General features: G+C 60.3%; 18 protein-coding genes. 8 read left to right on the top strand and 10 right to left on the bottom strand.

Going from position 1 to position 21,716, the window contains the following annotated elements; all coding sequences use genetic code 11:
• The first annotated feature begins 155 nt into the window (after nucleotides 1–155).
• Together ACUJ47_RS12100 and ACUJ47_RS12095 are read left to right on the top strand one after the other, a co-directional pair.
• Nucleotides 156–1,502, top strand: a complete 1,347-nt coding sequence (locus ACUJ47_RS12100) for a pectate lyase family protein (RefSeq protein ID WP_445538640.1) — start codon at nucleotides 156–158, stop codon at nucleotides 1,500–1,502.
• Between the two features lie 77 nt (nucleotides 1,503–1,579).
• Nucleotides 1,580–1,924: a cupin domain-containing protein gene (locus ACUJ47_RS12095; RefSeq protein WP_445538639.1), complete on the top strand. Its 345-nt coding sequence runs from the start codon at nucleotides 1,580–1,582 to the stop codon at nucleotides 1,922–1,924.
• A 6-nt stretch (nucleotides 1,925–1,930) separates the two neighbouring features.
• Here ACUJ47_RS12095 and ACUJ47_RS12090 read toward each other — a convergent pair whose 3' ends face one another.
• The 5 genes from ACUJ47_RS12090 to ACUJ47_RS12070 form a co-directional block, all read right to left on the bottom strand.
• On the bottom strand, nucleotides 1,931–3,484 hold the full coding sequence (locus ACUJ47_RS12090) for a carboxylesterase/lipase family protein (RefSeq protein ID WP_445538638.1): 1,554 nt from the start codon (nucleotides 3,482–3,484) through the stop codon (nucleotides 1,931–1,933).
• Nucleotides 3,471–4,496 carry a sugar kinase gene (locus tag ACUJ47_RS12085; RefSeq protein WP_445538637.1) on the bottom strand — a complete coding sequence of 342 codons (1,026 nt, stop codon included), beginning with the start codon at nucleotides 4,494–4,496 and terminating at the stop codon, nucleotides 3,471–3,473. Before ACUJ47_RS12085 ends, ACUJ47_RS12090 begins: the two co-directional genes overlap by 14 nt.
• Nucleotides 4,493–5,266 carry a 2-dehydro-3-deoxy-D-gluconate 5-dehydrogenase KduD gene (gene kduD / locus ACUJ47_RS12080; protein WP_445538636.1) on the bottom strand — a complete coding sequence of 258 codons (774 nt, stop codon included), beginning with the start codon at nucleotides 5,264–5,266 and terminating at the stop codon, nucleotides 4,493–4,495. The genes ACUJ47_RS12085 and kduD overlap by 4 nt, the downstream gene beginning before the upstream one ends.
• A gap of 21 nt (nucleotides 5,267–5,287) precedes the next feature.
• The gene (locus tag ACUJ47_RS12075) at nucleotides 5,288–5,920 is read right to left on the bottom strand and encodes an RpiB/LacA/LacB family sugar-phosphate isomerase (RefSeq protein ID WP_445538635.1); all 633 of its coding nucleotides are present in this window, start codon (nucleotides 5,918–5,920) and stop codon (nucleotides 5,288–5,290) included.
• A gap of 121 nt (nucleotides 5,921–6,041) precedes the next feature.
• Entirely contained in the window at nucleotides 6,042–7,067 is a 1,026-nt protein-coding gene (locus ACUJ47_RS12070) for a LacI family DNA-binding transcriptional regulator (RefSeq protein WP_445538634.1), read from the bottom strand.
• Between the two features lie 169 nt (nucleotides 7,068–7,236).
• On the opposite strand from ACUJ47_RS12070, the gene ACUJ47_RS12065 reads away from it, so the two are divergent.
• Nucleotides 7,237–8,013, top strand: a complete 777-nt coding sequence (locus tag ACUJ47_RS12065) for a 2-keto-4-pentenoate hydratase (protein ID WP_445538633.1) — start codon at nucleotides 7,237–7,239, stop codon at nucleotides 8,011–8,013.
• Between the two features lie 461 nt (nucleotides 8,014–8,474).
• On the opposite strand, the gene ACUJ47_RS12060 is transcribed toward ACUJ47_RS12065, so the two are convergent.
• Nucleotides 8,475–9,995: a winged helix-turn-helix domain-containing protein gene (locus tag ACUJ47_RS12060; RefSeq protein WP_445538632.1), complete on the bottom strand. Its 1,521-nt coding sequence runs from the start codon at nucleotides 9,993–9,995 to the stop codon at nucleotides 8,475–8,477.
• A gap of 97 nt (nucleotides 9,996–10,092) precedes the next feature.
• The gene (locus tag ACUJ47_RS12055; RefSeq protein WP_445538631.1) at nucleotides 10,093–12,159 is read right to left on the bottom strand and encodes a TonB-dependent receptor; all 2,067 of its coding nucleotides are present in this window, start codon (nucleotides 12,157–12,159) and stop codon (nucleotides 10,093–10,095) included.
• Between the two features lie 189 nt (nucleotides 12,160–12,348).
• Between ACUJ47_RS12055 and ACUJ47_RS12050 the strand changes: the two genes are divergently transcribed.
• A complete protein-coding gene (locus ACUJ47_RS12050; RefSeq protein ID WP_445538630.1) occupies nucleotides 12,349–13,284 on the top strand; it encodes a hypothetical protein in 936 nt (311 codons plus the stop codon).
• A 105-nt stretch (nucleotides 13,285–13,389) separates the two neighbouring features.
• Nucleotides 13,390–14,388 carry a transferrin-binding protein-like solute binding protein gene (locus ACUJ47_RS12045; RefSeq protein WP_445538629.1) on the top strand — a complete coding sequence of 333 codons (999 nt, stop codon included), beginning with the start codon at nucleotides 13,390–13,392 and terminating at the stop codon, nucleotides 14,386–14,388.
• 25 nt (nucleotides 14,389–14,413) lie between these two features.
• On the opposite strand, the gene ACUJ47_RS12040 is transcribed toward ACUJ47_RS12045, so the two are convergent.
• From ACUJ47_RS12040 to ACUJ47_RS12030, 3 genes are all read right to left on the bottom strand, one after another.
• The gene (locus ACUJ47_RS12040; RefSeq protein ID WP_445538628.1) at nucleotides 14,414–15,739 is read right to left on the bottom strand and encodes a surface lipoprotein assembly modifier; all 1,326 of its coding nucleotides are present in this window, start codon (nucleotides 15,737–15,739) and stop codon (nucleotides 14,414–14,416) included.
• 3 nt (nucleotides 15,740–15,742) lie between these two features.
• Nucleotides 15,743–16,804 carry a hypothetical protein gene (locus ACUJ47_RS12035; RefSeq protein ID WP_445538627.1) on the bottom strand — a complete coding sequence of 354 codons (1,062 nt, stop codon included), beginning with the start codon at nucleotides 16,802–16,804 and terminating at the stop codon, nucleotides 15,743–15,745.
• 1,273 nt (nucleotides 16,805–18,077) lie between these two features.
• Nucleotides 18,078–19,046, bottom strand: coding sequence for a LysR substrate-binding domain-containing protein (locus tag ACUJ47_RS12030; protein WP_445538626.1), 969 nt, complete (start codon nucleotides 19,044–19,046; stop codon nucleotides 18,078–18,080).
• A gap of 149 nt (nucleotides 19,047–19,195) precedes the next feature.
• Here ACUJ47_RS12030 and ACUJ47_RS12025 point away from each other — a divergent pair, with 149 nt between their 5' ends.
• The 3 genes from ACUJ47_RS12025 to ACUJ47_RS12015 all read left to right on the top strand — a co-directional run bounded on the left by ACUJ47_RS12025 (nucleotide 19,196) and on the right by ACUJ47_RS12015 (nucleotide 21,663).
• Nucleotides 19,196–20,104, top strand: a complete 909-nt coding sequence (locus ACUJ47_RS12025; protein WP_445538625.1) for an alpha/beta fold hydrolase — start codon at nucleotides 19,196–19,198, stop codon at nucleotides 20,102–20,104.
• 47 nt (nucleotides 20,105–20,151) lie between these two features.
• Nucleotides 20,152–20,595 carry a PaaI family thioesterase gene (locus ACUJ47_RS12020; RefSeq protein WP_445538624.1) on the top strand — a complete coding sequence of 148 codons (444 nt, stop codon included), beginning with the start codon at nucleotides 20,152–20,154 and terminating at the stop codon, nucleotides 20,593–20,595.
• 111 nt (nucleotides 20,596–20,706) lie between these two features.
• The gene (locus ACUJ47_RS12015; protein ID WP_445538623.1) at nucleotides 20,707–21,663 is read left to right on the top strand and encodes an NADPH:quinone reductase; all 957 of its coding nucleotides are present in this window, start codon (nucleotides 20,707–20,709) and stop codon (nucleotides 21,661–21,663) included.
• The last annotated feature ends 53 nt before the right edge of the window (nucleotides 21,664–21,716 follow it).

Raw genomic sequence — 21,716 nt, 5'->3', positions numbered from 1 at the left:
TCACACATGTTCGGGTAGGTGACACCGGTTTCCCTGAGAAGCAGACTTCGTGCCTTCTCATATCCGACTCTCCCACCCGATTTTTTGGTAACCGGTGTCATTCACTATTGCCGAGAGACGGCAGGGCTGTCAAGTTATGTTGGAGGAGAGTTGCTATGCGTCTGATTTTTCGCTCGATCGCCCTACACTTTGCCATGCTCGCCGCACTGATTCTGCCTTCGCCTGCATTGGCGGATGCCCGAAATCCGACGCGGGGTGGACAGGGTGGCGAGATCGTTCGCGTAACGACTCTGGCGAAAGACGGCCCTGGCAGCCTCGCCGAAGCCCTGCGCCGGAAGGGGCCGCGCATCATCGTGTTCGAGGTAGGCGGGATCATCGATCTTGAGCGATCGACGCTTGAGATCAGCGAGCCCTATGTAACGATTGCAGGGCAGACGGCACCGTCGCCGGGGATCACCATCATCCGCGGCGGGTTCGACCTCAACACCCATGACGTTAAGCTGCAGCACCTCCGCGTCGTGGTCGGCAGCGATGGCCTTCCCAAACGACAGGGATGGGAAGCCGATGCCTTCTCCACGCGTTCCGCGCACAATGTCCTTGTCGAGAACAACAGCTTCTTCTGGGCGATCGACGAGAACATGTCTGCCTCGGGCCCGCGCTTCACTGGCAAGACGGTCGAGGAATGGCGTGCCGGAACCAGCCATGACATCGTGTTCCGTTCGAACCTCGCGGCCGAGGGCCTGGCCGATTCGACTCATCCAAAGGGCGAACATTCGAAGGGTTCGCTGATCCATGACAATGCCACCGGCATAGTCTTCGAGCGCAATGTCTGGGCGCACAATGTCGAACGTTCGCCCTTGCTGAAGGGCGGCGTCGAAGCGCTCATGATCAACAATCTGATCTATGACCCGCAGTACCGCGCGGTGCATTACAATCTGATGGATCTCGAATGGGCCGGCCATGCGCCGGTTGACGGCAAGCTGACCGCAATCGGCAATGTCATGCGCGGCGGCAACAGCACCGATCCGGGGCTACCGTTCCTGATGATCGGCGGGGTCGGTGACCTGCTCTACTACGGCAAGGACAATGTCGCGGTTGACCGCCACGGCGGGGCCCTACCGATGTATGGCCGCTATGGCGTAACCAGCGCCAGGATCATCGAGCAGGATGCGCCGCTTCACGATGTATCGGCTTACGAGATCATGCCGAGCATCGACGTCGAAACGACGGTTCTCGCCACCGCCGGCGCGCGGCCCTGGGATCGAAGCGAAATGGAAATCCGCGTGCTGTTCTACATCGCCGAAGGTCGTGGCGAAGTGATCGATTCGGAAGATGAGGTTGGCGGCTATCCGAAGTTTTCGGAAGCGCATGCGCCTTTCGTGAAGGCCGATTGGAACCTCGATACGATGACTCCCAAATCCGGGATCTTCCCCGGCCAGAAGGAAGGCGCGCAAGAGCATCTTTCGCCGCGCGACCGGATGATGCGCGGCGGCCAGCAATGAGGGCCGTACTTAGCATCCCCTTGCTTGCATTTGCATCCGCCTGCGCGGCGTCGGCAGAAACGACCGGGGCACCACCGATGGTGGTAGTTCACGAAAGCGAGGTCGAAGTTCGCGAGGCCCCGCCGCATGGCGCGATCGGCATGTCGACCGCCTATCGCATCAGCGATGCCGCCCCACAGCCGCGGACCATGGAGTTCCGCAGGCGAGTGCTGGACAAGGGCGCCGCCATTGGCGAGCATCCGATCAGCCATGACGAGGTCTATTACGTCACATCCGGCCAAGGGGTCGTGATCTCGGACGGTGTCGAAGCCGAACTTGAACCCGGCATGGCGGCATATCTTTATGCGGGCGCAATCGTGGGGATCAGGCAGGTCGGCGATGAACCGCTATCGATCATCATCGCATACCCCGTCACGAAATAGGTCGGCTCAGCTTCCCGGCTGGATATAAGGCGCCTTGGCCCACAGCTCGCGCTCCCATCGGCGCGGGTCGTTTTCGACTGCGATGCGATCCTCGGCAATCATCAGCGTTGCGCGGTCCGGCAGGGTATAGGGGCTCCAATCCGCCAAACCCGGCCTCCCGCTATGTGCCATTCCGGCGAAGGCCTGGATCATCGCGCGGCTTACTTCGCGTGCGCGCTCGCCCGTGCCGGAGTAGCTTCCCGGCGCATCCAGAGTCCCAAAGACATAGGGCAAGTCATCCGTATGCGCGGCCCCGCGCGATGGATCCACCGGTGAGGCGCGGTCCAGTTGGTAGACCCATGTCTTGCGTGCACCCACCCTCGCCCGTTCGTCCGCTTCGATGACCTGCCCGGGCCAGCTGCGCCCGGCCGTGGTCGCCGCATAGAACAGCTTCTCGGCGCTCCATTCGGGAAATTGCGCTCGATACTGCTCAACCACCCAATCGGCCGGCAAGTCGATGCGGATCTGTGGCGCAAGGCGCTCGGCGATGTTCGACCAGTCGAGCCCGCTGGCGACGGGTCCCTTCGGGGAAATGAACGCGCGAGTTTCGTCGCTGGTATTGCCCAGAATCATCGGGATTTCGAGCGACTGTGGCGCGGCATCGGGCCAGAACGGATGCCGGTGGAGGTGGACCATATCGAGCACCGGCCCGAAATATAGGCTCCCGCCGATGATCGGATCGACTGCAGCCAACCCCTCGACCAGCCGTTCGGCAGGTAGCGTAAACAGGGCTTCGACATCACCCTCCCCTAAGCCGAGCTGCGCCATGAAAGCCTGCATGCGCTTTCTCGCATTGCCCGGTCCTTGCGCGGTCACCTGCTGCCCGCTCATGGTTGCAGCGGAATGGAACAGGCCCTCGGCCTCAGGCATGGCCATCAGCGTTGCGATCTTGGCGCCTCCCCCCGATTGGCCGAACGCCATCACGCGCGAAGGATCGCCGCCGAACGCCGCGATATTGTCGCGCACCCATTCGAGCGCGCAGATGAGGTCGAGCTGGCCCAGATTGCCGCTTGATCGGAACCGCTCGCCATATGGGTGAAGCCAGCCGTAACCGAAGACATTGATCCGGTGGTTGACCGAGACGACCACAACCTCGCCTTGCGCGGCGAGATAGGGGCCTTGCGTTACGGGGTCTGTGACCGAACCCGAATTGTAGGCGCCGCCATGGAAATAGACCATGACGGGGCGACGCGCGCGGTGATCGGGATCGGGCGTCCAGACATTGAGGAACAGGCAATCCTCGCTTGTCGCCGGTGTGATCCGGCTACTCTGCGGCGCCAGCGGCCCGAACTGGACCGCCTTTGCAGGACTGGACGGAAGCGGCTCCCTGGTCGGCGGAGCAAATCGTGCGGCTCTTGCATAGCGGATGCCAAGGAACGCCGGAGTGCCGCGATCTATAAAGCCCTGCCAGCCCAACACGCTCGGGTCCTGCCCCCACGCCGACAGTGGCGATGCAAGCGAAGCCATTCCCGCGCCAACCGCGAACACCTCGCGGCGGGTCAGTCCCTTAGCGGCTGACATCGGCCCCGGCCGGATCGAACGTCTCGAGTTCGGCTCGCGTCACTGAAATTGAATCGCCCACAACGCCATGCTTCATGGCGGCAAGCGCGAGCCCCGTCTTCGCCATGTCCTGCGCGCTGCCTCCCTCAAGCCAGCGGAGTAAAACTCCCGCTGCATAGGCATCTCCCGTGCCGATGCGGTCTACCACGGGGGCAATACGAACCTCGTCTGTCTGCCAGTGGCTTGCGCGCAGGTCGACGCGTGCCGACAGGCGTTGCGCAGTGGCGCTATCGACATGGCGTGCGGTGGAAGCGATCATTTCAAGCCTGCCGAAGGCCTCGAACGCCGCTTCGGCGGCTTCACGCCGCCGGTCCGGCCCATCGCCCGAAAATGTCTTGCCAAGCAAGAGCGAGATATCGCGGTGATTGCCGATCAGGATCGTCGCATGGCTGACCAGCTCAGTCAGGATTGCGCGCGGATCGCTGTCCCAGGATTCCCACAGATTGGCGCGATAGTTTCCGTCGAAACAGATCGGAATGCCCGCATCGCTCGCCGCCCTGACTGCGGCTAGCGCCAGTTTGACCCCATCCGGCCCCAGTGCCGGAGTGATGCCCGACAGGTGGAGCAAGCTCGCGCCTGCCAAGGCCCCGGTGAAATCGAGGTCAGCCGGTTGAGATTGCGCGAAGGCACTGCCGGCACGATCATAGGTTACCCGGCCCCCGATAGGACCTGAGGGCGGTTCGAAGAAATAGAGGCCGATCCGACCATCGGAATGACTGGCGTAGCTCATGTCGACCCCGGCTTCGCGGAGCGCCCCAAGCGCGCGCCTGCCGAGCGGATTGCGCGGAAGCACCGTGAGCATTCGCGTTGGCTGGCCGAGGCTCGCAAGCGCGACCGCGACATTGGCTTCGGCCCCGCCCACGGCGAGATGCAGAGAATTGCCATGCGACAAGGGCGTTCCAGCCTCGGACGAAAGCCGCAACAGCATTTCGCCGAAGCAGACGACCGGCCCGGTTGAGGCCGCTCCGCTCATCGCGCCAGCCATCCGCCGTCCACCGCCAGTATATGGCCCTGGACATAATCGGCTGCCTTGCTGGCGAGGAAGACCGCCGCGCCGCCAATGTCTGCGGGATCGCCCCAGCGGCCTTCCGGAATTCGCTCGAGGATCTGCCGGTTGCGCGTCGCATCGGCCTGCAGCGCGGCGGTGTTGTTGGTGGCGATGTAGCCGGGGGCAATGGCGTTCACATTGATGCCCTTGATCGCCCACTCATTGGCGAGGAGCTTGGTCAGGCCGCCGACCCCGCTCTTCGACGCGGTGTAGCTCGGCACGCGGATCCCTCCCTGGAAGGTCAGCATCGAGGCAATGTTGATGATCTTGCCGCGCTCGCCGTCCTGGCTTGCCCATTCGACCATGTGCCGCCCGACCGCTTGCGTCAGGAAGAACAGTGTCTTCAGATTGGTGTCGACCACCGCATCCCAATCCGCTTCGGTAAAGTCGAGTGCATCGTCGCGCCGGATGATCCCCGCATTGTTGACAAGGATGTCGACCCGCCCGAGTTCGCTCACGGCTTCCGCAACGACTTCGCCGACTGGCCCGATCGACGACAAATCGGCACCGATCAGCACCGCCTTGCGTCCCTGGGCCTGGACCAGTTCCTGCGTCTCCAAAGCGGCGCTGCGCCCGACCAGCCCGATATCGGCACCGGCCTTTGCCAGCGCCACCGCGATCCCCTGGCCGATGCCGGTGTTGGCCCCGGTGACGATGGCTTTGCGACCGGTCAGGTCGAATGGATTGCCTGCCATGATGCCCTCCCCCGGCTTCACTCAGAGGCTACGAAGGTAGTCGCTGATCGCTTCGTCTTGCGAATTGGCATAGAAATACTCGGCGAACTTCTCGCCTGCGATGGCCGAACGCAGCAAGTCCTGGTCGACATTCTTGAGCACGGTCAGCATGTCGTTGCAGGCCGCCGACTTCAGGTCCTTCAGGATGCCGCGGTTCTTCCGCATGATTTCGGCACGCTCCTTGGGATAGCCCGCCCCACCTTCGTTCTCGAAGATCTTGCGATAGCAGTCCTGCAGGTTCAACTCTGCCGCCCAGCCGAAACCCTTGGAATAGGGCATCGACATGCAGTTTCCGTCATTGATCTGGCTGAACAGGAACGCGTCGGTCGGGTCGATCACCAGGCCGCAGAACACGCCGGGCATCGAGTTGCAGGCCAGCATCGAACCCATCCCCGTGCCGCAACCGGTGATGACGAAGTCGGCAGCCCTGGAGTTGAGCAAGATTCCGGCCAGCAGGCCGTTCATCACATAGGTCAGCTGCGCCTCATCCTCTGGCGCGTACATGCCGTAATGAAAGACCTGGTGGCCGAGCGGTTCGGCGACGCTGGTGAGTGCCTCGTGGACGATGGCGCTCTTGGCGGCCTGGCTGTTTTCGATGATCAGCGCGACTTTCATAATGCCTCTCCTGCCCTTGTTGGGCCTAATTCAAACGCCACAAGCGCAACGCGCATGGACCTTAGGAAACCGGTGTCATTATTGCTATAGCGCCAAACTCCGGCACATTTCAACCTCGGTTTCACATATCGCCCGGCGGAGGGGCAACCGAATCCCTTTGCACGAGCCGCGAAAGGAATTTGAACGGCTGGGCGTCCGCCTCACCGGGGGCAATCAGCTTGAGCGCCGCGGCCTTGGCCATTTCGCGGATCGGCCAACCGACCGTCGTCATCGGCGGCCAGATATGCGCCGCGATCGGCGAATCGTCGAAGCCGACCAGCGACAGGTCTCCCGGAACGCTCAGGTCCCTCTGCCTTGCCGCGTGGAGCGCGCCCGCCGCCATTTCGTCATTGCTCGCGAAAATCGCCGTTGGGCGCGGCGATGCATCGAGCAGCTTGTCGGCGGCAGCGATGCCGGAATTGAATCGGTAGGTTCCCTGCGCCATGGCTTCGGGCGGGACATCCAGCCCGTGACGCTTCATCGCCGCGAGAAATCCTTCACGCCTTTCGTGCGCGGACCGGAAACCGGAAGGGCCCTCGATCAGCGCAATCCGCCGATGCCCCTGCTCGACCAGGTGATCGACCGCCCAGCCGACCGCTTCGCGGTCATTCGATTCGACGAGATGTTCGGGCTCGTCGAGTTCGGCCGAACCCATCCTCACGTAGCCGCAATTCAGCTCCTCGCAGATCGCGGCGATATCGTCGTTCTCCGAAACGGGCGGAAGGACCATCACCCCATAGAGCCGCTGCTTCTCTAGGAAGTCGCGAATGTCCTCAAGCAAGTCGGGCGAATGGCGGTCGACCGGGCGCACGACCAGCGCGAACTCCGTGTCGCGGATGGCATCGAGCACGCCTTCCTGGAAATTGAGCACGGTCTGCGCATTGGGATTGTCATGCAGCAGGCCAAGCAGGAAGTTGCGCCGCAGCGCCAATGCACGCGCCTGCGGATTGGGCACATAGCCAAGCTCGGCGATCACCGCCTCGACCTTCTTGCGAGTGTCCTGTTTGAGCAGCGCCGAACGATTGATCACCCGGCTGACGGTCTTTTTCGAGACGCCAGCCGCGCGGGCCACATCGTTGATCGTCGGTGCCCTGTTCTTCTTGGCCATGCGGTCGTCTACACTTCCCTTCACACTAGCCCCGCTTTTAGTCTGCAATCTCCCAAAAGCGAAAGAGCCCTCGACATGATCGGAAGGCGCACTCGCAAATTCATTTTGACACCGGTTTCCTTTTTCGTCAAAAACGGGCAAATCACAAGTGCGGGACGAGGGGTGCAAAGTGGCTGTGCAGGCACGCGAGATTGCTGGTGCGTTCGTCGAAGCTCGGCGCAAAGGCACTTCAATCGCCCAATATCCCGGCGATCGCCCGACCGACCTCGCAACTTCCTATGCAATCCAGGATTGCGCGCTTTCGATCTGGGACCGCGACGTCGGAGGCTGGAAAGTGGGCCGGATCAATCCTCCCGAATGCGACCGCTTGGGCGCGATTCGATTGGCCGGGCCGGTCTTCGGCGACACGATCCTTGAAGCGGGATCGCCAGCGCCGCAATTCGCCATCTTCCAGGGCGGATTCGCCGCAGCCGAGGCCGAGTTCATGCTGCGGCTTGCGCCGCGCGATACCCCCTTGCCGCGCGACAATGCCGAGGCGATGGACTGGATCGACGAAATCCGGATCGGCATCGAAATCGCGTCATCGCCCTATGCGGCCATCAATGCCGACGGGCCATGCGTCACGATCTCAGACCATGGCAACAATGCGGGCCTGGCGCTCGGCCCAGTGGTTCCGCGGGAATTCTGGCAGCGCCTCGACGATGTCGAAGTGTCACTGGAAGTCGACGGGCAAACAGTGGGGCGGGCGACAACAGCGACCATGCTCGACGGGCCTTTCGGCGCAGCGAGGTTCCTTCTCGAAAACCTCGCCCAGCGCGGCATTGCGCCCAAACCCGGCTGGTGGATTTCAAGTGGTGCGATCACCGGAGTTCACGAAGTCGCGAGCGGCAATCTCGTGAAAGCTTCCTTCGAAGGCATCGGAAGCCTGACAGTCGGGATTCTCTAGGCGCAAGCATACCGATGCCCGAGTGGCGAGAGGGGCACAAGCGTCTGCAATTGAGAAAGACGACACTGCATGTAGAACCGGACAAGGGATCTATATTCCTACCGCTGATTCTAATCACGCGCAGTTGGCGGATTTGGAATTTCTCTTGTAATATCATAATGATAACTGAAGCAGGAAGTCGCCTTCCGCTCTTGATTGCAAAGAGTAGCTAGCGGCTGCCCCCCTTTCGGATCGCCCCAGATCCATAGTATGGGCGGCGCCAGCCAATGAAAGCCCAAAAGGCGCTCGCATGGAAGAATGGCATCTGTCCTGACAAGCGAACCTCCGCGTGGATCGGCAGGTATTGGAGGTCCCCGACGGACCCATTGAGCTTCCCGGTTCTTGCGGGCGCACTTTGAATGGCAGGTAGGTTTCCTCTCTCAAATCATTGCTATTCGACAAAAGTTGGTAGGAGAACTCTTTCAGCTTGGCTTGAGCGAACCACGCACGAAGGGATCGGGCCAAATGCCTCGCTTGCGCCAATAGGCAACGTGCCCCATCCGCTCGCATAGACCGGTGAACCTCTCGTCATCGCGAAACGCAGCAGTTGCAGGGATGAAGAGGAACTGCGTACGGGCCCATTCAGATCCCGAATAGAGGTCCTTAATCCCTTGGCCGCGCGACTGCTGGACAATCGCTCCGCGCCCTTCGAACAGTCCATCCGCCACGCGATAGGCATCGTCGAGACGCCCAAGATACGAAAAGATCATGATCGCATTCGCGGCAAGTCCCGGCGCCAGGCTTGCCGCTTCGGTACAAACTTCGACGGCCTTGGCGATATCGCTTGATGAGCGGGTATCTATTGCGCGCAGGGCTGCCCGCCAGGATTCCACACTCGGCTCTGTAAGGTTTACCGGGCGGCTCGGCAGATCGTCGAGCAAGGCAAGGGCCGCCGCGACGCGATCACTGAAAGCATAGATCATTAGCCGCGCATTCCAGGCAAAGGGATCGCGCGGCCTGAGCCTTAGCGTTTGATCGGCGACTTTGTCGGCTTCTCCGATCCGCCCAAAAACCCAATGTTTAATGGCCCTTCGATGAAGTCCGGTGGTGTTGAATGGCTCTGATGCGATGAGTTGCTCGTTGGTCACCCATGAATCCTGGCAGCGCCCCATCCCCTGATAGAACAAGGTCAGGAAATCGAGGGCAAGCGTATTGTCTGGCGCTTGAGCGAGCACTTCCAGCAGCGCATCCTCCCAATCCGCCCAATCGACAAGGTCGCGCCGCTGCGTAATCAGAACCACGCGAGCATTGGCCTCGGAAGGGTCAAGCTCAAGCGCATGCCTGGCGGCTTCGCGTGCTGCATCGACGTCTCGAACTACACGCGCAAGCCAACCCCATGCATCGGCCCTGCCCGGATCGATTTCGATTGCGGAACGAAAGATAGCCTCTGCCTGTGCATTACCATTGGGGGCCGAGGACGCCTGTGCAATTTTGCCGCGATCTATCAAGCCGTCGACTTTCGAAGCGCGTTGCCAGCTTGAATAAGCCGTGCCACCTGCAGCCAGTGCAGCAACCGCTGTCACACCGCCGACTAAGAGCTTTCTGCGATCGAACTTGAGCTTCTCGAAGTTCAAGAACTCGCGCAAAGGTCGCTTTGCGCTTCTGGCTTGTTCGATCCGATAGCCGATCCGCGGGATCGTCTCGACCGATACCGCCGCACCGGTTTCGCGCAGAGCGCGCCTGATCTCTGCAATTGTGCGATTGATCGCATCATCGCCAACGATCACTCCGGGCCAGCATAGCTCCAACAGGGCGTCGCGGCTGAGCACCTCTCCTTGCGCGTCAAGCAGGGCAAGGAAGACCTGCATGACCCGCGGTTCGATTGTCGCTGTGCCGACTGGCCCTTCGATCGATCGTGTCGACGGCCGGACCGTCGCCTCCCCGACCAAAAAATCGCGCCTTTTCGCAAGCGCGGAAACAGGAACAGGTGCAGCTTCATCCATAGATCGATGCTTCCCCCGAGCGCATCACGGCCTGAAGTATTTCATTCGCAAATACTTGAGCAGGTCCCTGCGCGCAATTGCATAGAACCGATCGGGATCAGAACTGAAATTCGAGGCCGCCCCCCAACTCGCGCGGACTTGCTGCGGTCGCAAGGTCGCCGCCGGAGGACAGGGAGGTCAGGTTGAAGCGGTCGAAGACATTCCGGACGAAGCCAAACCATCGCCAGTTCGCTTGTCTCCATTCCAGGCGGGCGTTGACAGTGTCGGCAGAGCCGACCCGCAGCGACGCATCGTTGTTGTCCTCGCTGAAATAGCCGGACCTACGGCTGTAGCTGAGCCCGAGCGAGAGCTTGTCCGAAGGGCGCCAGTCGATCGCGGCAGAGCCCGTAAATCTCGGTGACCTTTGGAACTCCTTGCCAAGCAAGGGATCGCGATCGAGCGGCGCTTCCGTTATCCGCGTTTTGAGCAGGCCTGCCGCAAGCCGAATATTCAGCCGGTCGCCGGGTGACCAGCCAAGCGCGAACTCGGCGCCCTTGCTCCAGCTACGCGGCATGTTGCCGATCTCTAGCAAAAAAAAGCTGCCACCGGGTGTTTCGATCACCTTCAGTGCCGAACGCTGGGCATTGAACATGTCATAGTAAAAGAGATTGGCAGAATACTCGAGATTTGCGCTGGGCAGTTTGCCCCGCAGGAAGATTTCATAATCCCACAAGTGTTCGGCGGCGAAGGTATCGAGCAAGCCTGTCGAAGGCGAAAGCGTCGCGCCACCCGGATTGGCCGCCCGCTGTAAAAGTGCGCCAATCGTCGTTCCCTCGCCCACTCCATAGGTGAGTGAAGCCTTGGGCGAAAAGGAGCTGAAACGACCATCGAAATCATAAGGCGTGAAATCGAATGTATTCGCCAGTGTCCCGCTGCGCAGCTGCCTGTCGGATTGGTAGCGCGCGCCGGTCGTCAAATTGAGGCGCGGAGCCAAGGCAAGGCTGATCTCTCCAAACAGCCCCAGGCTGTCTTGCCGGTCACGAAAATTCCCAACGCCCAACCCGACCGTCGACAGATCGATTGCCTGCGTCAGCTTCGTGCGGCTGGCGCTCGCGCCGACGAGCATGTCGAGCCGCCCCCGATTGCGCTTGAGAAGAATCTCGACTGCTTGATCGTCAGTATCTGTAAGCGCTTCGCCAATTCCAGCTGGCGCAAACCGGCGAGCATTCGAGCTGCCGCCTGAGAGGGTCGCCGAAAGTTCCATCCCCCGGTCCAATTGGAGTTGCGAGCGCAAAGTCAGCGACTCTGTCGAAACCCGAAAAACGCCGTAGCCCGCCCGCGGATCATTCCGTTCACGGTAGGGCGGCCTGATGCCCTCTATCTGCGGAGCCTGCGACTTTGAGGTTTGGAACGTTGCATCAAGGCGAAGCTCGGGAATGGATGCCGGAGTGGCGAGTATCTTTGCGCGGAAGAGTTCATGCCAATCCCTGTTAGGATCAACGCCAACCGCAGGGCTCGTCAGGTCGCTAAAGGTTCGCTTTTCCCGCACATCGCCGACAATCCGGACGGCAAGCTGCTCCTCGACAATCGGGCCGGCCAACATGCCCGAAATCTGCCTTGTGTCGGAGCTGCCAGTAATGGCCCTTGCCCTGCCTCCCCACTCGTTCTCTGGCAGTTGTGTTTCGATGAAGATCGCACCGGCAATCGAGTTGCGCCCTTGCGTGGTAGTTTGCGGGCTTCGAAATATCTCGACCCGGTCAACGTCCCATAGCGGCTGGCTGCCAAACACGAACTCGTTGTAGGAAGTTGATCTGCCATCGATGACAACCGTTGTCCGCGGCCTGTTCCCGCCGAGAAAGGCGGGAAGATCGCGCAGCACTCCCGTTGTATCCTGCCCACGGATCGTCGGACCCTGCCCACCCGAGCCGAGAACCAGGTTCGGCGTCATCTCCAACAACTGATCGAGGTGCGAGATATCCGGCATTCGTTCCAGATCGTGTGCGCTGGTGAACGCGACGCTTGACGCCGTTTGTTCGAACGAGCGCGGAATACGCTCCCCCGTCACGACGATGACCGCTTCGGTTTGGGATTGGTTCGGCGCCTCGTTGGCCGCGCTGGCCACCGCGGGACAAGCCGGCAAGGCGATAACGACCATCCCGGCAATGCTGTGCAATCGCTTGGCCACGGCGCAAATTACCACCGTATAATCAAGGCGCTCAAGCAACTTCTTCCATCATCGGCAAATCATCAGGAATCCATCAGCCCGCATCGGCGGGGGATCATGGCCTTGCCGTGCGGACAATGCTCTCCTCGACCTTACTCGTCCTGATCAGCTTGCCTTGGCTGCAAGCGCATATTGTCGAGGAGACGTAACATGAAAGGCTCAACTACGACCAAACGGATCAAATGGCTTGCAGCGCCTTGCCTGCTGGGCGCAGCGGCGATCGCTCTTGGCGCACCGCCCTATGGCGAATGGGGCACCCCCACCAACGCGGCCGCGCTTTCCGGCTCGGCACCCAATCTGAATACGCCGGCAGTCGATGGCTGCGTCAGCCTGTCGCGCGACGGACTGCAGATTTACTTCACCTCCAATCGCTTAGGGAATTTCGACATCTACATGGCGGAACGGGGAAGCCTGTCGGAGGGCTTCGGGGCTCCGACCCGCTTGCCAAACACGGTCAATACAGGCGCGACCGAGGCGTGTCCCAGCATAATCGGGCGCAACACACTCTACTTCCTCCGCAGCGAAGGCGCCGACCCGGGCAACCTCTTCGTCAGCCGCCGCAATTCTGGCGACTGGCAAGAAGCGGTGACGCTGAACCCAAGCTTCAACTCGCCGCTGCTTGAGGAGGCGGTGAGCATCTTCGAAGATGATGACGGCCGGGAAGTAACGATTTTCTCACGCAACAACGGTGACGGGACGGGCGGCCAAATCTTCCAAAGCGTCGGCGGTGGAACACCGACACCGGTTGCAGGTGGGCCCAACGCCGCCGGCTGGAACAATCGGGCCTGGGTTTCGCGCGACGGCCTGTTCATCGCCTTCGACTCTACCCGCCCCGGAGGTCAGGGCGGACCCGATCTTTGGTTCGCTGAACGAGACAGCACCTCCGAGCCATTCGGCCCGGCGTATACCCTGCCCGAACTTAATTCCCCCGGGTTCGATGCGCGGCCTTCGCTATCATTCGACGGAACGCAGATCTTCTTCGCGTCGAACCGCCCCGGCAGTGCCTCCCCCGCCCCCGACATCTGGGTAGCCGAGCGCCCCCGCCGAAAGGGACCCAAGATGATCGAGTTCCCGGCAGGCGATTGACCCCGCCGCGTCCGGCGCCGCCGCAGCAGGACTGGCGTAAGCACGTCACCCCGGCTGCGCCCCTCTTCGGCGGCGCTGGACGAAAGGGAAGGAAGGATGAAACCAATGATGAGCAAAGGTCGCACGATCCTTTCATTGACGTCAACCTCGTTGCTGCTGGCGTCGTGTAGGAGCGAAGGAGCACCTCCAGTCGTGTCGGTTCCACCGCCTTCGCCATCTCCGACGCCAACACCAACACCAACGCCGTCGCCAACGCCGACATCGTTCCAGCCTGTCCCAGCAAGGATATTCGTCGAACCACTCTACAACGAGCAGTTGGACTTGCTCGGAAAAGGGTGGCAATTCAACTACCAGATTGGGACAGGAGAGGTCAGCAATCAGCGCATCAGCGAAGATCTTTCGATCAGCTATGATTCCGAGACGGCCACTTACCTAGTCACTGCACCACTCGCTGGGTCCGGTACAATAATGCAGAATGGTGATTACCGGAAATGGACATTTGAACCGAGCTTTCCTGCCGACCCATCGATCAAGTCACCCAGCAGTTATTGCTGTAATAGCCTAGATATAAGTGCGCCTGGCCTTTCAGACTCGCTTTACACTTATATGTCTTTGGTTCACCTTTTCGCCTCAAACGCGCTAAATGCGAACACAAATACAACAGCTTATGGCGCATTCGTTCTTATCCAGCCAACAAAGCCTGGCGAAGTACCAATTACTGGAACAGCAACTTACTCTGGAAATCTAGTGGGTTATTTCAGTGGCGATGCAGGAGCCACATGGCTGCAAGGTAAATCGCGCTTCGATTTCGATTTTGCCAACGCAACATTAGCGGGCGATCTCACGATCGCGATGGCATGCCTTATGGGCTGCAGCTATGCCCCGGTCGTGTATACCTTGACAGAAACGAAATTCACAACCGGCAGCATCAATTTCAGCGGTTCTTTAGCGAGCAGCGGCACTGCCTCCAACGGGCATTTCAATGGGACCTTTGCTGGACCGAATGCAGTGGAAATGGCCGCGCAGTTCGAATTACCCTTCTACAATCCCGAGTGGCAAAAGTGGCTAACCGCCAGCGGCGCTATTTTAGGAAAGCGCGACTAGCTAAAAACTCGCCTCACGTTTTCACTCAGAACGCGCGCGCAATTCCAAACTCCCCACGCCACCGGTCATAGCGGTAAATCTCGATCGGGCTCGAGTTGTTCTCCCAAATGAGTTTGACCTGAGGCGCCCAGCCCTTCCAGCTGAGCGTGCGCAGCGTTGCACCCAACGACAGCCGCAGGAAGTCCTCCTTGCGGCGGCTGGGATAAATCGCGAGGCGCCGATCGGCTTCGAGGTGCTGGTAGGTCGCTGAAGCAAACAGAGTTGTTCGCCCGAACTCGCGCCAGCCCGTCGCCGAGACCTGGCCGCTGCTAATCGAATAGGCGGGGTCAGCCGCGATCTGCCGGGTCCCCGCGATTGTAAGGCTGGCACCGGCGCGCTGGCTGAGTGCGCGCTCATAGCTGGCGAAGCCTGCCAGCGTGTCCGAATCCTGCAGTTCGTTGAATCGGTAATATGTGCGTGAATAGCTCATCCCCGTGCGCAATTGGGAGCGCCGCCCCAAGGCGCGCTGCCACTGCAGATTGGCATCGAGAGCATCATTGTAGCGCTCTCCGCCAAACCACCGCCGCTGGCCACCGATGAGAAGATTGGCTCGCCCGCCGATAAGCGGGAATTCGGGGCCAATTGCTCCGATTGCAGCAATGTCGTTGAACTGGTCTGCGCGGTAGAAATTGCCGGTGAAGCCTGCCCGCGCCAGCAGCGATGTCTTGGCCGACAGAGGTTTGCGATAGTACGCCTCCGAACTCATCGTGATGCCTATACCCGATGATTGGCGGGCGTCATCGTCGAGCTCAAAATCGCCGAGTATCGTGCCAAGCGTTCCCGATCGGGTCGCGCGATTGATGTTGCTGTCCGGTGCGATCGCGATCTGGACGTTGACCCCGAACGGCTTGCGTTCGCGGAGCGCTGCAGAAAAGCGTTCGACCAGGCGTGCCACATCGGGGGGCAATCCCCCTGCCTGTGCCTCTCGGAGGGTTCGGCGGGAGGCATCCAACTCACCCAGTTCGGCCTGCACGCGCGCCAGTTCAAGCCGCGCGCGCTGGGCACCCGGCTCCTCATCGAGGATCGCCCGCAAATATTCACCCGCTTCATTCCAGCGCCTGTCTCTTGAGGCCAGCATCGCAAGGCGAAAGCGGGCCTCATTGCGCACCTTCACTTCCGGATCATTCAGCAAGGTCTCGAGGATCTTGATCGCAAGGGCATCCTGTTGCGAAGCAAGTGCCCTCACCGCCAGCAACAGCATCTGGGTGCTGTTGGCGGTGATCACCGTCGTTTGCTCCGATGGGGGCGGCTCAATCTCGGGCGACTGTCCGGCGGCTACTTGAGCCAGCAAAGCGACGGAAAGGGAAAACATTCCTCAGTCCTTCATGCCGGTCCAGGTTCCTCCCATCGTCCCTGAAACGCCTTCGAATGTGTATGGCGCCTTCCAGCGCGCCATCAGTTCGGCGGCCTGCGGTCCGTTGAAGCTGCCTTCGAACCACGAAGGGACCGTCTTGCCACTGATTGCGAACTGGCCCGAGAACGACGTGCTGCCGACGGCGTAGACTGTCTGCGTGAAGGTGTATGTGCCCAACGAATAGCAGTCCCATGGGCAAATCTCCGGCAACATCTCGCCCGCCAGCGTCCCGGCGCCGAAATCGAAGCGCAAGTGAGCGGTGCCAAGAATCCAGTCGCCATAGGGTGAGCCGCCGTACGGAATGTCGGTAAAGCCATAAACTTGCGCGGTGTAGCTGGCGCTCCCGGTCGTTGGCACATCGGACATTGCTGTAGGAATGCCGTAGACGAAATATCCGTAATTTCCTGCCTCGGCAGAGCCATCGATATCATAGTCATCGCCCCAGCTACCCCATGACGTATATGTCAGTTTCTCGTCAGGATTGAGTGAGCCGGCGGGCCAGCGCAGAAATACCTGCGCGTCTTGTCGGCCGGAATCGCCATCCAGCAAGGCATTTTGCGAGCCATAGATCGATTGCCACGTATTGCTGCCCTCGATCCAACTGCCCGAATAGCTCTTTGTTTCCAGTTCGCCCGCCCCGTAGCCTGGTAGCGAGATGAGGTAGACGTTGTCGGATGCACGATACTCGAGCGAAACATCGGCCCGATCCGGCGCGCTCAAGCCGAAGTTGCCTGACGCATTCTTGGCGTAGTCAAAGACAACTCCCAGCACCTCAAATGGCTCATCCGATACGAGCCCGATCGGCCCGCTGGGTGGTGGAGGCGGGACGGGAGGCGGTGGCGGAGGCGGCGGAGGGGGCGGTGGCGGCAAGGAAACAGGCGGCGCTGGCGTCGACTGGACGGATCCGCCGCCGCACGCGGCGAGGCTGCCTGCGACAATCGTGACAACCAAAATCTGCTCGATACGCATCTTTTCCTCCGGCTTCCAAGCGGAGGCCAAAGGTCTCATTACCGGCAGGATCATTCCATGATGGCGCGCCGATCTTTTGCCGATCTTCTACCGAGCTACGTAAAGACAGTCCCAATCGGCAAACATCACCACTGTGCGGACCGACATGCCCCATGCCATCATTGGGGGCATCGGAGTGTACGAGGCTTGGTCCAAGCATGACGCAAGTTGCGTGGACGCTGCATTGGGGCAGTTCCCTGATCAACGCGCTTCTATTGGTTGAAAACTGGACATGCGACACGTTCGACCGCCGTTTGTCCGGTTGCAAATGCCGCTGCTTGGAACCGCGCTTCTCTCGCCAGCTGCCTGCAAATGCGTCGTAGGCGGACAGTCCGCAAATGGCCGGGGACACGCCCGACTAGCGCAACGGGCCGCACCAAATCTGTATCAAATTTCTCACCAGAAGCAGGCGACGTCACCTATCCATCTGATATCTTTGTAGTATACTCTGTATCAGCGGAGAGGGATTTGATGTCTAAGCGATTTTGTATCGTTTAATATCAACAGCTTAAATCGATATTGGCGGAGAGGGAGGGAATTTACCTTTTCGAAATTTTCTGCTTTATTTTCAATGTTTTATTTCAGGACGATTTTCTGTTTTGTAGCAAATTTTGTATCATTTCGCCCACAGACCTGATCGTCCGCATTGCGCCCCAATATCAGACCTTCGAGGTTGGCTTCCAATAGCCCAAAAGCCGAACGACCGCTTTCAGGAGAGGGTCGCGATGACTTTATCGTCTGAGGTTGGGTGGAAAGCGGACGCCGAACCTTGCAGCCTCGCGTTACTTGCCGAAACTTGCCGCGCCACATTTAGGACAAGGATCGATGATCCATGGATACCAGAATGGTCCAGACTGCGATACCATACCGTGTCCGCATGTTCGGCGCTTCCCAGCAATCAAAATGTATCGCACCCCGCAGTAACCAGCAATGGTCCACCAAATAAGGCGAATGGGCAATGAAGCGTCGCCGGAAAACACTGCTGAGATGGCAATGATGCCGAAGGCTAGCATTTTCAGTGAAGCGGTCGATTGCGACATGGGTTTCAATCTAGGTGGAAAACCGTCGTCGAACAATGTCCGCAATTGGGCCGATTGCTGACAGCCTGGTTTCAGGCGTCAGGGGCCGAAGAGCTGCCGTTCGGCTAACGACCCAATTGCTGACGTTGGGGCCTTGCCCCGTTGGTTTCGGTTTTTTGGTCGTTTGCCCCAATGTAGAAACAAGGCCCAATATTAAGTTGGAGCGTTTGGCAGAGGTAGCGTCGGGCTTTCGCTCTTCGTTCCACAGCTTAATCAGCGTCCCGCTCGAGGGGTACGCGCGGCATTTTTCTTCTCGCGTGCGACCCCTTTGTGCCCAACTGGCGGAGCCGCGGCAGGTCTGCCTGCATCTCGCTGCACAGCCAATCGACGAAGGCGCCGATGACGGGATTCTTCCGATCGGCCTTGCGGCAAGCGACATAGTAGCTTCCCCCGTCCGGAGCCGGAACACCGGAAGGCACTACCAGGTCGTCTGCTCCAGGCATGTCCCAGACCATTGGAGCCAGCGCCATAGCCACGCCGCGGCCTTGCAGAGCGGCATCGAATGCTGCGATCATCGTGTCGACCAGCAAGAGTCGTTCGGGCACAAGGTGGCTGGCGCCTGCAGCAGCAAACCATTCGGCCCAGCCATTGCGCCCCACATTCAGGCCGATAAGTCGTTGCTGGACCAGGCCATCCATTCCCTCAAACTCCGCTGCAACCGCAGGCGTACAAACTGGCACTGCGCGCAAATCAATCAGTTTGCGTGACCAGATGGCTGGCGCAGAAGTCGCAATATTGCGGATGGCAACATCAACCTCGCTACCGGCGAGATCCACAACGTTGGGACTGGTGTCGATGGAGATGGTCAGGGCTGGGAATTGCGCTTCAAATCTTGCGAGCCGGGGCGAAAGCCAGGCCGATGCGAACAGCGGCAGAGCCGATATTGCCAATTGCGTGGACTGAGCTTGCTGGCGGGCCTCCATGAAGGCGGATTCGATCTGACCCATGCCGCTTTCGATCGCATGGGCGAGCCGATTGCCTGCGTCGGTCAATTTCACTTGCCTGATCCCGCGTTCGAACAATGGCGTGCCGACCAGCGACTCCAGTCGCTTGATCTGGTGACTGATTGCCGAAGGTGTGACGCGAAGTGTCAGGGCGGCTTCGCGAAAGCTGCCGTGGCGCGCAGCTGCTCGAAATGCACGCAAGGCTGGCCATGGCAAGGATGATGTAGGTCCCATGGTTGAATTGTATTCAACTATAACGCCGCATTCTCAAGCATTTTTTGTTGGGCCTTGGCGCTAGAGGGCCATGCAGCGTGGTTCAGCAATTGCCCCCGGGCGCAAGTCCCATCCGCTGTTCCCAAAACACCCTGCAGGAGAGTCAACCCATGGCATCCCCTTTAGCCCGCATCGGAACCTATCTCGACACTTGGGATGGCAATATCGCAGCGCGCCGTCACCGCGCCGGCTGGCCCTCGGCCACTTCCAAGCAGATCCATTTTTTTCAGTCCGCGCTGGTGCAATATCGCTATCGCGTCGCTGGAACCGGGCGAACGCTGGTATTCGCTGCAGATCCGCCGATGACGCTTGAGATCTATGACGAACTGATCTCGACCTTCTCTACCCATTTCCGCGTGGTGATTGTCGAATTGCCGGCCATGGGCTTCTCGGCAGTTCGCCCCGGCTATGGCTTTGGGTTTCGCGAAACCAATGACGATCTGGCCGAATTCCTGATGGCTGTGGCCGGACGTGACGCCATTCTGGCCTTCTCCTGCGTATCATGCCTCGCGGCGCTCGATATCGCCGAACGTTACCCGCATCTCGTTTCGAAGCTTTGCCTCATTCAGGCGGGCGGCGTTGCTGCGTTTGCGCGATGGAAGGAAGGGCGCGATCCCAAGAACATCCTGGGCACGCCGGTTGTCGGGCAACTGGCGATGCGGAAGATGGCGACCAGCCGGATGCCGAAGTGGTACGACCTGTCCGTTGGTCGCCGCGACAGGATCGAGCAGTTCTGCGCCTGTGCCAGCAAGTCTTTCGATCACGGAGCCAGGTGGTCGCTGGCCAGCGCCTATCAGCACTATCTCGATCTCGATGGCGAACTTCTGCGCCCGAGCCAGCCGATCCTGTCGATCTGGGGCAGCGCCGATGGTTCGCACCCGGCGGGGAACGCCCACAGTCTGGCCGAGATTTACGATGAAGTGGAGACGGTGACGCTGGAAGCCCTCGGTCACACGCCCGAGCTTGAAGATCCGGAAGGTGTGCTGAGGCACGTCCTGGCGTTCACTGGCGGCGACTGAATACCGACGAGATCCTGCCAAGCCAATTTTGGAGACAAAGCTTGCAAATGTTCGACCTGTTGCGTGACCGGCTCGCAACCACCGTTCCCTTCGCCCACCATACCGGCGTGCAAATTCTCGAAGTGGGGCCTGGCGTCTCGAAGGTAGCGCTGGAGGAGCGGGACGAGATCAAGAACCATATCGGCTCGCACCATGCCGGCGCTCTGTTCACTTTGGCCGAGGCGGCGTCTGGCGCGGCAATGGTCGGCGCGTTCTTTGCCCTCCTTCAGCAGGTCCGTCCGGTCGCCGCCGAATCGAGCATTCGCTATCTCAAGGTCGCCAAAGGGCTGATCACAGGGATCGGAAAGGTGCGCGGCGACTCAAGCGATCTGATGGCACAGCTCGAACGCGATGGAAGGGTGCGCTTTCCGGTCGACGTCACCTTGTCGAACGAGGCTGGTGACGAAGTCGCCACAGTAATTGTTGAATGGCATCTCACGAAAATTGTCTGACTCCGCATCCATTATGGCGCAGAGGCGGCTTGAGCGCGCGCTCGAGGGGCGACTGATAAGGAACGACACATGCTTGCAGCCTGGTTTGACAAAAAGGGCCCGGCCCGGGACGTGCTGACAATTGGCGAACTGCCAGTTCCGGAAGTGGCACCGGGCGAAGTGCTCGTTTCGATCAAGGCGTCGGGCATCAATCCGTCGGATACCAAGGGCCGCGGCGGCAACCGCGGAAATCTTGCCATGCCATTCCCCCGGATCGTGGCGCACCAGGATGGCGCGGGCGTGATCGCCGCTGTGGGACAGGGTGTTCCGGAGAGCCGGATCGGTGAACGCGTCTGGCTTTATGAGGCGCAACTGGGCAGAGCTCACGGAACTGCGGCGCAATTCATTGCGCTTCCATCGGCCCAGGCCGTAACCATGCCAGACTCGCTGAGTTTCGCCGAAGGCGCTTGTCTGGGTGTGCCTGCGCTTACCGCGCATCGTTGCGTGTTTGCCGATGGTCCGGTTACCGGTAAGACCGTTCTGGTGACCGGCGGAGCGGGAGCGGTAGGCTTCTATGCCGTCCAGTTCGCCAAGCGCGATGGCGCGCGGGTAATCGCGACGGTCAGCACCGAGGAACAGGCCGCCGCAGCGCGGCGCGCGGGGGCTGATCTGGTCATCAACCGCCGTGTGGAGGATATCGTTGCCTCGGCAGCCGATTTCACTGGAGCGGAGGACGAACGAAGCGTCGACCGCATCATCGAAGTCGCCTTTGGCGCCAATCTTGCGACGTCGATGAGGATGCTCAAGCCCAATGGCGTAATCGCCTCCTATGCGTCTGACCTTGAGCCGGAGCCTGTGCTGCCGTTCTGGCCGCTCGTCGTGCTCGATGCGACCGTTCGCTTCGTTCTGGTCTATGTGATGAGCGCTGAAGCCCATCAGGAAGCCATCGCCTATGTGAGCAAGGCAGCGAGCGAAGGCTGGCTCTTGCACAATATCGGCCATGTCCTGCCGCTTGAGGCGGTTGCCGAGGCACACGAACTCGTCGAAACTGGTCGCGGCGGGGGCAAGGTCATCATAGAGCTCGACTGATTGGAGACTATGTCGGCCCAGACCCGATCCATGCGTTCGCCCTGCCGCGATCG

It is taken from the genome of Altererythrobacter sp. Z27 (assembly GCF_052683155.1).
Note: the sequence above shows the minus strand (reverse complement) of the source record. Positions and strands in the feature narration are given on the sequence as shown.